Here is a 12,081-nt window from a genome sequence, read left to right on the forward strand (position 1 = left end):
TGGTGCAGGTCTGGTGAAAACCTGCAGGTGGTGCAGGTCAGACGGCAGGCGGCGAGATCACCCGGAACGCCAGCTGGGCAATGTCCACCGAGATTGGCTGCGTGTTGCCGCCGGCGCTCGACGCGCCGATCAGGACCGACACGTTGGCAGCGCCGGGCGGCACGAGCAGGCGCTCGCAGATGACACCGTTCTCGGACGCGCCGGTGTTCGTCTGGCGCAGGTAGGCCGTGCCAATGGTCTGGCTCCAGCTGGCGTTCTGCCACGCCACGCCAAGCATCTGACCGAACGGCCCGGTGATCGCGTCCGCCGTGCCCCACGTCACCGCCGGCGTGCTCGCGCGCAAGCGGCAGGTGACCTCAATCACGCTGCCCGCCACGACGCCGCCGAACGCCAGCGACGACGCACCGACCGCCCCGGCGCTCGCCGGGCGGGTGAAGCGTTGCCAGTTGCCCAGGCACTGGCCATCGTTGACAAGCAGGCCCGTCACGCCGCTGGCCAACTGCACGCCATCGGCCACCGACGTGCTGCCACTTCCCGAGTTGAACAGGCCGTTCTGCAGCAGATTGGCCGGGTCGGAGTTGTAGGTGACCAGCCAGGGCGGCGTGTCCTTCTTCGCCGCCGCGTTGAACTTCGGGTCGGCGAGGACATACGCCGCCAGCGCGCCGCTGCCAAGCACCGTCGGGTGCGTCCCGTCGAAGGTGTACGCCGCCTTCAGAAATGCCGGGTTGTTCGGGTCTTGGAAAGCCGCATTGCAGTCGACCAGCGGGAAGCCGTACTGCGCCTGCATCTGGTAGACCAGCGCGTTCCAGGCATTGATGCCGGTCTGGCTGCCCGGCACGTTGCCGCGCGGCGGGATGGTCCACAGGATCGGCTGGATGCCGGCGGCAATCAGCTGGCGGATCATGGTCGTCACGGCCGCGAAGCCGCTGGCGATCTCCGCCGACGAGTTGTAGTTGTTCGAGCCGCATGCGATGACGCACGACTTGGGCAGCGGGTTCATCTCCAGCACCTGCGGCAGCTGCGACGCCAGCGCTTGTTCCGCGGTCGAGCCAGACACGGCGAAGTCGGCGCCGTAGCGGTAGCGGTAGGTCTGCCCGCTCAAGTAGCACAGATCGCGCAGCCAGTTCGTCAGGCCCGAGTAGGCGATCGCCGAGATGCTGTCGCCGACGCCAACGATGCCGACCTTCTGGCCGGCAAAGGTCAGTGGCGCCGTCACGATTGCCTCAGCCGCCGCGGCCGCGGATGCGGCCGTGGAAGCCGTCGCGGCAGCAGCCGTCGCCGCCGAGGCAGCAGACACTGCCTCCGCAACCGCCTCCTGCGCCGCCGGGCTCAACTCGGCCCCGGCCACGAAGAGGTTCCATTGCATCGGCGTGATGTCCGGCTGGGCGCCGACGCTCGCAGTCAGGGCGGTATAGGCCGAGCCGTTGTAGGTCACGCAGTCGTTGATGGCATAGGCCGCGGTCGACGACCAGGTGCCGCGCAGATTGATGCCAGCGCCCGGCTCGCCTTGCGGGCCAGGCGTGCTTACCAGAATTACGGTCATGCAAAGCTCCGGTGATCAGAATGGAGGGGTTTCGCTCAATGCCAACAAGATCTGGCCGCAGAGGTACTTCATGGGGCTGCCGCCGGGCGTCTCGACGAAGAGGTCATAGACGCCGAACGGCATCGCCCCGAATTGCGGCAAGGCGTACGGTTGTCCCGAATAGAGCGCTGTCGTCGCGCCAGGAACGGTCCAGTTCAGCTGGCCCAGGGGGCCGTTCATCGTGATCGTCCCCGCCTTCGTCGAGAGGTCGATCAGCGCAGTCGGGCTCGACGGCGCCGCGCGGCACTTGAGGTAGACCTGGCAGCCGGTCAGGTCCAGCGGTGTTCTGTCGTCGTTCTGCAGAACCAGCTGGACGTTCCAATCGGCGCCCTGGTCAATCAGGAAATCCAAGCTATCAGCCATAGGGATCCAGGAATGAGAAAGCCCCGCGCGCGGCGGGGCCTGGAGTATGGAGGGGCGGATGGGCGAGGCGCTCAGCCCCACCTGTCTGGAAAGGCGACCATCGGCACTGTCTGGCCGGCCAGCGCATGCGTGCAGTCGCCCAGGTACTGGATCTGCCCGTCCGTCACGAACGTGTGGCAGACCTCCGGCGGATCGCCGTCCATCGGCACAAAGGCCGGATCGACCGCGCGGCCAGTGCGCACCAGCACGCTCGGGGTAAAGGTCGGCCGCTCGACGTGGCCGTTCCAACCCCACCGCGGCCCCGGCCCGGCGCCGTACTGGATCGAATGCGAGACGCCGCAACCCGGGCACCAGAAGGACAGCACTCCGGGCGCCAGCTCGCGCAGGACGTTGGAGAGCGCCCTCATGCGGCAACCCCCAGCGCCGCCTTCGCGCGCGTCCAGAAGTCCTGGCGGTCGGCCCAGCCGTTCGGCAAGCCATCCTTGTTCTTCCCATTGATGGCGATACTCAGGCCCAGGAAGTCGCCGGCGTCCGCGAACCGGTTCAGGTTCTTGGTGTGCCAGTACCACCCAGCCGAGGCAGCCGCGGCCTCCGGCTGCTCGAGCAACCCGGGCATTGCGATCAGGTCCAGGCGGAGGTCGAACCCGCACAGCAGGTAGTTCTTGCGGCCGGTGATTTGGATCAGACCGCGCCCCATGAACCGCTTGCCGTCGCCGACCTGAGTGTTCCCCAGATCCGCCCTGCCCTCATACCGCAGCTGCGCCGGCGTTGGGCCCCAGACTTCGCGCGTGTACGCGAGCTGACCGGATTCGTGCGCGACCTGCGCCAGAAACGCGGCCGCGCGCGCCGGCGTGCTGATGTCGAACCGCGCCGCGGCGTCGGCCAGCAGCAGACCGTAGACGTCGGCGCGCCGCCCGGCTGCCGGCATCACTGCGCGGATGATGGCGGGCGTGATCATGGCGCCAGCTCCTGCTTGGCGTCGGCCATCAGCTCACCGATGTCCTTCCCACGGCGCTTCTCGAACCACCGCACGACGGCGCCGATCACCCACCAGGCCGGCAGGCCGGCGATCACCAGGAACAGCGCGCTGGCGTAGAGCATGCCGAACTCCGGCGGGAGACCGAAAGTCGCGCCCATCGCGCGCGCCGACGTGAACAGATCCGGCGCCCTGGTATTGGCGAACGCCACCAGCGCCGGGCCGAAGACGATCGACGCGAGGACGGACGACACGAGCCGGGCGAACCCCTCCCGCTTCGTCTTCGGCCAGAGCACCATGAAGCCCAGTGCCGCCGCAACGGCGCCGGCGCCGATTTGCAGGCCGAAGAGCTTTGCGGTGGCGCTGACGGCCGCCCCTGTTGCGTAACCGCCGCTGATTGGTTCGGACATTTGTGACCCCCGGAAATGAAAAAGCCCGCTCTGAGGCGGGCAGCGAGAAAGCCACCCGAGGGTGGCCATGTTTGATGGGGGAAGGACCCCATAGCGCCGCGTATAATCTGCGCGACTACGAAAAATGAAGAAATCATGGCCTCCGATCAGCCCACTACCGGCAAGCTCGACTACCTTGAAGGCCTTCGCGGGATCGCAGCGATCGCGGTGCTCGTAGGTCACTCGCTTGGAGCATTCTTCCCGCACCGACAGGCACTTGAGACTGACCTCTTCAGCAGCCTTGGCTTGGCCCATGTGCTCTACGATGGTGGCTTCGCAGTGCTCATCTTCTTTGTCCTGAGCGGCTACGTTCTGACCTACCGTGCTCAGCATCCGGATGGCATCCGCACGCTTGAACGGACAACCATCAAGCGCTACCCACGACTAATGCTGCCTGCATTGGGCTCCATCTTCCTTGCATACGTCTTGCTGGCCAGTGATTTGATGTTTTCTCAGCAGGTCGCCCCCCTCACGGATTCCCTCTGGCTCAGTTGGTTCTACAAGTTTCCGGCCGACCTCAGCGACGCCTTGCGGCAAGGCTTGATCGGCGCTGTCCTACTTGGGGAGACGTCCTACAACTCAAGCTTGTGGACAATCAGTATTGAGTTCTATGGCGCGCTACTTGTGATCGGACTTGCGATCCTTTTCAGGAATGCTGGCCTATGGCGGCTCATTGCCTTCGTGGCATCAGGGGCACTGGCGATATGGCATTTTGGAACGACTGGCGTCTACTACGCCTCGCTCATCGCTGGCCTCGTCCTCTCCAGCATACAAATGAAACGCGCCTGGCATTCAGGCTTTGCCGTAGCCTGCTGCGGTCTCGCACTCTTCCTTGGGGGCATCAACGATGGCCCACAATACGCTTGGATCAACGCACTGGATCTCACCGTAAATCGCCACGAGATCGACAAGGCAACGGCGGCGAAATCCCTGGCGGCAATTCTGCTTGCGCTGGCAATCCTGAAGAGCGGGGCACTACAGAACTTCCTATCCAGCCGCATCTGCAAGTACCTCGGCCGCGTATCGTTCTCCGTCTACCTGCTGCATGTCCCAATCATCTGCAGCGCAGGTTGCCTCACGTACCTGCAAGCACACTCCGTCATGTCACACCGCGCCGCCGGCCTTCTCTCCATTGCCGTAAGCGTTGCCGTGACAATGATTCTGTCGCACTTCTATGCGCGCGTAGTCGACAACGGCGCGATCTCGCTGGCGAGCAAGCTCGCAAATGGAACTCTCAAGCGAGACGACACTTTGACGCAGCAAGCCGCCTAGCCCATGCCGCCAGCCCTTATTGCGGCTGGCTAGGCCATACGATTGGCTGGACGGTCAGGTCGAGCCTGTTCAGGGCAACCCGAAAAGACTTCCATGCATTCAGCGCGGAGACTTCCGCCGTTGTTGCAATGCCCAGATCAACCGCGTCCTGCAAGGGCGCGATCCTAAGTGCCGCCTCTGCCATCAATTGGCCCCGCTTTACTTGCGCGGCATAGAGTAAGTCCGCTGCAGTTGGCCCCGGCACATCAGCCAAACATGGGGCGCCGTCAGCGCCGGCCCGAATTAACTTTCCATCTTCCTGGCCGGCTTGGAGTGCTTCGTAGTGGCTTTGATCGATCTCCACGGCGTCTTTCGGGATTGCGCCGCCATTGATTTCAGAATCATAGAAGCCTTGAGTGCTCGGGGCATAAAACATAGCCATACTCTTCTCCAATTGATTAATTTCCGATGGCAAACCAGCGGACTTGCTTTGAGAGGAGCGCGCCCGAGCTGTCTCGAACCACAACCCGGTATTGGGTCAGCCCGACTCCGGAGATATTGACATATCCGAATTCAGCATCGACGCTCGTAGAGAACTGTCCGACGATTGCAAAATTGTTGTTCGGGAATGCAATCGGCAGACTGGCTGTTTGTGCCCCGCCTGTAGGGGTCAAGCTTCCCCATTGCAAGATCAAGGGGCCGCCAGCCGTGGGGATTTTGATGTACCCGCCTGCGCTAAGGGAGGACAGGAATTGCCCGAGGCTCACCGCATGCTGGCTCTGTGTAGCCGGCGCTACCTGCTGCGCGCCACCAGAGCACTCCATCACGACCCATGCACCGTTCTCGCCGTTGACCGTCGATGCCACGACGTACAACAGGCACGCAACGCCTTTGGCGACGAGCTCGCCGCCTTGAAGCGGCTGCAGGCCCAGCCCAAGAATCGGCTTCGCGCCCAGGCCGTCGACGTTGAGCGTTGACGCGCCGGTGTTGGCGTTGGCAATCGACACATCCAGCGTCAGCCCGGACGACGTCGGGTAGGCCGTGAAAGCTGCCAAGTTGGAGACCACGTAGGCATTCGCTGCGCCGGTGTCGGCGAGAACCGGATTCTGGCGCGCGGTCACCGAGATCGCCGTGGCCAGGTTGGCCAGAAGCGTCGCGGTCGTGCCGTCATCGATCGCCGTCTGGCCGGTGTTGGCGACGATGAACTGCGCCAGGACCGCCGCCATGAGGCCGCCCTGGCGCCAGACCTTGTTGAGCTGCGCCGAGGGCGCGACGCCGGCCGAAAAGCCATTGGCAATCAGCGAGGTGAGCGCCGCGTACTGAGCCTGTGTCAGCACGTTGGCGCCCGACCCGGCAGCGAAGGGCAGGAAGTCGTTCTGGATGGGCATTGGGGTTCCGGAAATGAAGAAGCCGCCCGAAGGCGGCCTGTATCGAAGTGCTGAGGATCAGGCGGAGACCGCCCACGAGCCGGCGTCAAAGCCGGCGACGTACTGGTTGGAAACGTCGAACCCGAAGAGCGAGGTATCGTTGACGGACGGCACGACGTAGCTGGCGTGCACCCCCTCCGGCTTGAGCGGCAGATAGCCGCCGGAGAACAGGGCACGCAGCAGCGCGCTCGGGATCTCCCCCGAGACGCCCACCGTCATCGTCATGTCCTGGTTGTCCTGGATGAAGATGTTGCTGGCTGAGCCGGCGAACAGGTTCGAGTAGGCCGCCGCGGCGCCTGGCACCGTCCCATCCCAGCTGTTCGCCGCGATCTTGGCTCGGATCAGCGTCCTGAACGTGCCGTCATCGAGCGACGTCAGGCCGGTGCTGGGATCGAACGGGCCCTGCCAGTTGCCTTGGTCGAAGCCCAGGCCTGCGGTGTCGAGCGAGAAGTAGACGTTCAGTGGTGTCCGGACCTGCCGCCTGATGCCGGCCCACAGGCCGACGGCGTCGAGCTGCACGCCAACGGCGTTGTCCAGGTCAAATGCCGCCGGGATCGACTGCATGACGTTAATCTGGTCGCCGAAGCACTGCGCGACGACAGCCACCATGGCCATGAACTTCGGCTTGTCCGCGTGCTGGGCGGTGATCAGCGCGGTGTAGTCGGATGCCTGTGCCATGTCATGTCGCCGTGATCGTCACGCTCGCAGGTGTCGCCTGGCCGGCGTGGTTGAAGGCCAGCGGCACGTCCGGGGCGCCGGCGCCGCCGGGCCCACTCAGCGTCAGCGACGTGATGCGGAACGTGTTGCTGCCAGGCACTGACTTCGCGGCCGCCAGAGCGGAATCCCATTCGACGAAGCCACTTGGCGCGCCGCCGATCACCACCGAGTTGATGTATGCGGCCACCGCGGCCTGGATCGCCGCGCCGACGGTCGACGTGTAGCCGGGGAGCGCCTTCAACGTGATCGCGCAGGTGATGGCGTCGTACGTCGGCCGGTAGAAGCTGATCGGATGGGCGATGCCGTAGGCGTCGGTCACGTAGATGGTCGTCGTGCCGTAAGTGCCGCACCCCGGCCCCTTCTTGGCGGCGATGGCCTGCGCGATCGCCGTAGCGTCGCCGCCCTCCACCACCAGGTAGATCTTGTTGGCAGGGATGCCATTGGCATCGACGACGCTCGTGTCGTTCTCATAGGGGGTCACGCGGGTCACGCCTGGCACCGCCCACACCGCCCCGACCGTCCCCTCCAGGACCGTCCGCGACGGCAGCGCCGTCGACGTGGCCTGTCGCGCCTTCAGCTGGGAATCGGTTTCGACTGGCTCGCCGGCTTGGGCGGCACTCGCGTTGGTGACCGACTGCCAACCCAGCGTCGGCGTCGCGATGTGGTTGACCGCGCCGACCCCAGCCTGCACCGCGCCGGCCGTCTGGCAGGTTGCCGTCACGGTGATGGTGCCGCTCGGCGGGATCGTGACCGTCGTCGGCAGCGCCCACTTGTTGCCGTTGGCGTCTTGCGTCACGCCGTTGGTGATCACGGTGCCCGCCACGCCGATGATGATCTGGTCGACCGTCGAGTTGCTCGGCGTATTGCGCTGCAGGCCGTTGATCTTGACGACGCTGGACAGGTTCGCGCCCTGCGCCGTGGCCGGCGAGAAGGCGTTGTCGACCCGCCCGAGCTGATCGTCTTCGAGAACGTGCCACGGTTGGCCACGCGCGGCCGGCACCTGCTCGACCAGATTGGCCAGATCCTGAGGCACTACGGCTACGTGGTGAACGAGACCACGCACGACTGTGGTGTGATCGGCGGGCTGGCGCAGAGCCGCAAGCGGTTCCTCCTGGTCGCACGGCACACCGCGAAGGTGCAGGCGTTCCTGTACGAGCCACCTGTGCGACGCCTGCAGGGCGTAGGTACTGTGCTGGGCCGCATGCCGCTGCCCGGTGCGACCGCCGGCGGCCCGATGCACCGCGTGCCAGCGTTGCAGTGGAAGACGTGGGTGCGCTTGGCCTTTGTCGAGGCCGGCAGCGACTGGCGCAGCCTGAACAGGTTCTCCGCTGGGGTGAAGCGTCCGGTGCCATCACGGCTGGCACCAATCCCGGTCAGGGCACGTTCAGCGTCGCGGATCCGCGCCATGGCGGCACACCGAAGAACGAATTCCGGATCGTGCCTTGGCAGCAGGCTGCTGGCGCCGCTACCAGTGCACACGGCACCGGGCAGTGCGTCCAGGATCCGCGCGCTTCGACCGGCTTCGAAGGCGCTGGCAAGTACCGAGTCACCGGCTACGGCGAGCCGGCCGGCACGGTCATCGCGCGCAGCGACACCGGCCAGGGTGCATTTGCTGGGGCCGACCCGCGCCCGGGCATGCGCCGCGAGCGCGGCGATGCCTACCTGACCGGCGGTCACTACGGCGTGGTCGGCTGGGATCAGCACAGCGGCGCTGTTTCGGCAGCTGCCGGTCATGACAACGGGCGATGCTCGGTCGCTGACCCGCGGTTGCCCCTGGCCAACGACAAGCTGGTAGCCGTCATCCGTGCCCTGGATGGAACCTGGCACCGCCCCTTCACCACGCTGGAGCTGGCGGCCCTGCAAAGCCTTATCGATCCGGAGGAGATGTGATCGCCTGATCCGAAGGTGCAGCGGGAAATAGATACCTTCGACACTTACAACCGCGCCGCCCTGATTGGCCCCAAGGCCTTCAAGCTGGACGGCGAGAGTGATCAGGCCTGGCGCGAGCGCATCGGCAACGCGGTACCACCGGACGCCGCCCAGGCGATCGCTGAAGTGATGGGCACCACGCTGCTGCTGGCCGAGACTGGCGAGACCTTCAGTCTGTCGTCGACGCCGGTGTGGGTGCGGCCAGTGGCTATCGCGTTGACCGTAGCACAGCAAACCGAGGGTGCAGGATGCTAGCCGTTATCGCGAATCCAGGCCCTCCCCCAATCTCTCGCGTAGGAGACGGCTTCCTCTTCAGTCGCGAAGTGATCAAGGGATGGGTACAGCCGCGTAATCAACTCTGCGCCATCGTGGCCGGTTGTGATGCACACCTGGGCCCCGAACCTCCCGTCGGCCATAGGCATTGGATCGCAGTCCAGCAAGTACTCAACGTTGTTGTGGGTCAACTTGAAGCCATGTTTCGTCGCCATCACCATCTCCGACAGAAATGATGAGGAATCCTAGCATGCTAAAAGAACGCCCCATCCTCTTCTCCGGCGCTATGGTGCGCGCCATCCTCGATGGCCGGAAGACGCAGACGCGACGGGTCGCCACGCGGAAGCGCGGCTGGCCGATCCACTTCGTCGGCGGCGGCCCCGTGGGCGGCCCGGACTGGAACGACCCGAGCTGCTGGGGATTCGAGGATCCCGACACAACAACCTGGTGGCTCCTGAAGTCGGATGGGGACGGCTCGTGCCAGATCCCGTCTCCCTACGGCCAGGCCGGCGACCGCCTGTGGGTGCGCGAGACGTGGCAAGGCCCGATGTGAGATGGAGACTGGGAGGATCGCCCGGAAGATCCGCACTCGCCGAAGTATTGCGAGTACGCAGCCGACGGCGGCCCTCCCCCGGAATTCACGGACGCCGAGGACAACCTGCGTCAAGGCTGGAGGCCATCAATCCACATGCCCCGCTGGGCCTCGCGCATCCTGCTGGAGGTCACCAGCGTGCGCGTCGAGCGGCTGCAGGACATCAGCGAGGAAGACGCGCTGGCCGAGGGCGTGTTCAAGCAAGGCCCCAGCGGCCGGCTGCCTATCGGCCAGTGCGTTGAGCGCGCGACCGATGGTATCGAGGTCGTCTATATGCACCGCGGCATGGCCGTCGACGAGTATCGCGCTCTATGGGAGCAGCTCAACGGCCCCGGCGCCTGGGAGGCCAATCCCTGGGTGTGGGTGGTGGAGTTTCGGAGGGTCCAATGCGCGAACTGACGCTGGACGAATATCGACAGGCCCGCGCGGCCATACAGGTCGAACGTTACCGCGGCACCGCCCCGTCTCTCGACGACTGGGAGCCGGTCATGGTAGCCGGCGCGCTGGTAAGCCTGCGGCGCCCGCGCACTCTGGTGTGCAGCCCACAGGGACTGGCGGACCTCTTCCCGTGTCTCGTTCGCAAATCGGAGGCCCCATGAAGCGCCTGATCACCCAGACCCTCGTCGGCGAGGCCGGCGCCATTCTCTCGGACTGCGAGCAGTACCGCTACCGCCTCTGGCGCGAGTGGGACAGCAGCCGGCCGGCGCTCGGCTTCATCATGCTCAACCCGTCGACGGCAGACCACCAGGTCGACGACCTGACCATCACCCGGTGCCTGCAGCGCGCGATCGCCGGCAAGTACAGCCGCCTGGAAGTGGTCAACCTCTTCCCGCTGCGCTCGACTGATCCGGATGGGTTGCTGACGCACCCAGCGCCACTCGGCGAGCGCGCGGACCAGAACGACGCCGTCATCATGGACGCGATCGACCGGTGCGCGATGGTCCTCTGCGCTTGGGGCGCCCACAAGGCGGCGCCGACGCGCGCGGCCGAGGTGCTGCGCATCGTCCGGATGTGCGGCCGCGGGAACCTGCTCTACCACCTCGGGCTGAACCAGGACGGCAGCCCGAAGCACCCGCTCTACATCGCGGCCAAGACCCGGCCACAGCGGTTCACCACGGAAAAGGGCAACGCGCCATGAAAACAATCAAGCTACTACCCTGCCCGTTCTGCGGGCTGCCAGTCTAGATGAAGACCTCGCAAGCCTGGTCTGCCGCCAGTTGCACCGACGTCGCTTGCTGTAGCCACCAGATCGCGCTGACGCACCAGAGCGAGGACAGCGCGGCAGCGGCGTGGAACCGCCGCGTTTCGAGTGGCTTGGCAACAGGGAACTCCCAGTAAAATCACGGGAGCACTCCGGCCAGACGAACTGCGTTACAGCTCACCCTCTTCGTGCTTCTTCAGTGCTCTATGCAAAGCGTTCCAGGCAGGACCCCCTGCCTCCCCGCCAAGCTTGGCAGCACGAAGGACGTTCGAGCCTTCAAGTTGGCGGGCAATCCTGCCCACTTCAGTTTCCTGCAGATTTCGAATGAAGGGATATTCCCGTTGCAACTGCTTGGCGCCAAGTACGATCTCCGCCAGCCTGTTTTTACCGGCACCCAGCGGTAACTCCTGCGCATCATGAGCACTCGCGGTTCGACGCAAGCGCTTCATCTCAGATGTCAGTTTGGAGAGCATTGCATCCTGCTCTGCGGACCGCTCCGCAGTGCGCTTTGCTTCCTCGAGAGCCTCTTCCATCTTAGCAATTGCGTCATCTCGCTCCTGCTCCGATGCTCGCTGCTGCTCCGCCGCGTTAACGGCATAGGCTGACAGAACTTGGACGAAGCTTCCCATTTCGTCAGCTGCCCCAGCCATCCTGTTGAAGATAGTCAGAAAGTACTCGAGCAGGGGATCGTTAGAGAAATTGGGATAGCGAATGGTGTGGTCAATCTCACTCCAACCCTCCTCGAAAATCGTCCGGACCTGCACTTCCACCAGGACATCTCGCTTGCCAGGTCGTGTCGACGCAACGTAGTGAACCGAGCGGTATCCGAATTTGTGTTCTTGCACAACGAACCCATGCTTCCGAAGCTCTTCCCGGAACTCGTCCGAGTCTCCACCGCGAACGTATGCAACAGGGTCTTCGCACAGCTGCCACTCGTCACGAATGCCAACATCAACTGAAAAACAATCAGCTTTGAAGAGGTGTAGCGCGCGAATCCCTACCAGATCGGTGACGACCTTGTAGTAGTTTTCAACCGAGATGGTTCGGTACTTCTCTTGGACGTCCTCGGCAGCGCATTTGCGAATGATCTTCTCAAGCAGATGCTCCACATTCTTAACGCGGAACCGTACAGAATGCACGGCATCGATACGTTGAATCATTCGCGCGAACAGCTCGGCCGTCGTTACAAGCGATTCCTCGCTGGCAAGATGGTCAATGGCGATCGCTTCAAGGACCGCCCAATCACAACCGCTTTTGATCCAAACCGCCTCGCTGATACGGTTCCTTTCCAAAAATTGTTCTCTTGTCAGTTCGAACATGC

General features: G+C 64.4%; 14 protein-coding genes and 1 pseudogene. 5 read left to right on the forward strand and 10 right to left on the reverse strand.

What is annotated here, in order from left to right; all coding sequences use genetic code 11:
* Window positions 1–37 precede the first annotated feature (37 nt).
* The 5 genes from BKK81_RS12135 to BKK81_RS12155 all read right to left on the reverse strand — a co-directional run bounded on the left by BKK81_RS12135 (window position 38) and on the right by BKK81_RS12155 (window position 3,331).
* Window positions 38–1,543, reverse strand: coding sequence for a GDSL-type esterase/lipase family protein (locus BKK81_RS12135; protein WP_071013192.1), 1,506 nt, complete (start codon window positions 1,541–1,543; stop codon window positions 38–40).
* A 15-nt stretch (window positions 1,544–1,558) separates the two neighbouring features.
* The gene (locus BKK81_RS12140) at window positions 1,559–1,945 is read right to left on the reverse strand and encodes a hypothetical protein (protein ID WP_071013194.1); all 387 of its coding nucleotides are present in this window, start codon (window positions 1,943–1,945) and stop codon (window positions 1,559–1,561) included.
* A 71-nt stretch (window positions 1,946–2,016) separates the two neighbouring features.
* Window positions 2,017–2,352 (reverse strand): DUF6527 family protein, encoded by a 336-nt coding sequence (locus BKK81_RS12145; protein WP_071013197.1) that lies wholly within the window; start codon window positions 2,350–2,352, stop codon window positions 2,017–2,019.
* Window positions 2,349–2,903 carry a glycoside hydrolase family 19 protein gene (locus BKK81_RS12150; protein WP_071013198.1) on the reverse strand — a complete coding sequence of 185 codons (555 nt, stop codon included), beginning with the start codon at window positions 2,901–2,903 and terminating at the stop codon, window positions 2,349–2,351. Before BKK81_RS12150 ends, BKK81_RS12145 begins: the two co-directional genes overlap by 4 nt.
* Window positions 2,900–3,331, reverse strand: coding sequence for a hypothetical protein (locus BKK81_RS12155; RefSeq protein ID WP_071013202.1), 432 nt, complete (start codon window positions 3,329–3,331; stop codon window positions 2,900–2,902). The genes BKK81_RS12150 and BKK81_RS12155 overlap by 4 nt, the downstream gene beginning before the upstream one ends.
* 135 nt (window positions 3,332–3,466) lie before the next feature.
* Here BKK81_RS12155 and BKK81_RS12160 point away from each other — a divergent pair, with 135 nt between their 5' ends.
* Window positions 3,467–4,642, forward strand: coding sequence for an acyltransferase family protein (locus BKK81_RS12160; protein WP_071013205.1), 1,176 nt, complete (start codon window positions 3,467–3,469; stop codon window positions 4,640–4,642).
* A gap of 16 nt (window positions 4,643–4,658) precedes the next feature.
* On the opposite strand, the gene BKK81_RS34300 is transcribed toward BKK81_RS12160, so the two are convergent.
* From BKK81_RS34300 to BKK81_RS12175, 4 genes are read right to left on the reverse strand one after another with little or no spacing between them, the layout of a single operon-like run.
* Window positions 4,659–5,063: a tail fiber assembly protein gene (locus tag BKK81_RS34300; RefSeq protein ID WP_083384092.1), complete on the reverse strand. Its 405-nt coding sequence runs from the start codon at window positions 5,061–5,063 to the stop codon at window positions 4,659–4,661.
* A gap of 16 nt (window positions 5,064–5,079) precedes the next feature.
* Window positions 5,080–6,009, reverse strand: a complete 930-nt coding sequence (locus BKK81_RS12165; RefSeq protein ID WP_071013208.1) for a gp53-like domain-containing protein — start codon at window positions 6,007–6,009, stop codon at window positions 5,080–5,082.
* Window positions 6,010–6,066: 57 nt separating this feature from the next.
* Complete coding sequence (locus BKK81_RS12170) at window positions 6,067–6,726, reverse strand: DUF2612 domain-containing protein (RefSeq protein WP_071013211.1); 660 nt, start codon at window positions 6,724–6,726, stop codon at window positions 6,067–6,069.
* Window position 6,727: 1 nt separating this feature from the next.
* On the reverse strand, window positions 6,728–7,798 hold the full coding sequence (locus BKK81_RS12175; RefSeq protein ID WP_197523983.1) for a baseplate J/gp47 family protein: 1,071 nt from the start codon (window positions 7,796–7,798) through the stop codon (window positions 6,728–6,730).
* On the opposite strand from BKK81_RS12175, the pseudogene BKK81_RS34305 reads away from it, so the two are divergent.
* The 4 genes and pseudogenes from BKK81_RS34305 to BKK81_RS12200 form a co-directional block, all read left to right on the forward strand.
* Window positions 7,706–8,949, forward strand: a pseudogene (locus BKK81_RS34305) (DNA cytosine methyltransferase); the annotation flags it as partial. The gene BKK81_RS12175 and the pseudogene BKK81_RS34305 overlap by 93 nt on opposite strands.
* A 268-nt stretch (window positions 8,950–9,217) precedes the next feature.
* Window positions 9,218–9,520: a hypothetical protein gene (locus tag BKK81_RS36405; protein ID WP_231907916.1), complete on the forward strand. Its 303-nt coding sequence runs from the start codon at window positions 9,218–9,220 to the stop codon at window positions 9,518–9,520.
* A 135-nt stretch (window positions 9,521–9,655) separates the two neighbouring features.
* Window positions 9,656–9,958: a hypothetical protein gene (locus BKK81_RS36410; RefSeq protein ID WP_231907917.1), complete on the forward strand. Its 303-nt coding sequence runs from the start codon at window positions 9,656–9,658 to the stop codon at window positions 9,956–9,958.
* Between the two features lie 196 nt (window positions 9,959–10,154).
* Window positions 10,155–10,697 carry a DUF1643 domain-containing protein gene (locus BKK81_RS12200; protein ID WP_071013221.1) on the forward strand — a complete coding sequence of 181 codons (543 nt, stop codon included), beginning with the start codon at window positions 10,155–10,157 and terminating at the stop codon, window positions 10,695–10,697.
* 233 nt (window positions 10,698–10,930) lie between these two features.
* Here BKK81_RS12200 and BKK81_RS12205 read toward each other — a convergent pair whose 3' ends face one another.
* A complete protein-coding gene (locus BKK81_RS12205; RefSeq protein WP_071013224.1) occupies window positions 10,931–12,079 on the reverse strand; it encodes a hypothetical protein in 1,149 nt (382 codons plus the stop codon).
* Window positions 12,080–12,081: the final 2 nt, after the last annotated feature.

The organism is Cupriavidus sp. USMAHM13, from assembly GCF_001854285.1.
In the GTDB taxonomy this organism is placed as follows: domain Bacteria; phylum Pseudomonadota; class Gammaproteobacteria; order Burkholderiales; family Burkholderiaceae; genus Cupriavidus; species Cupriavidus malaysiensis.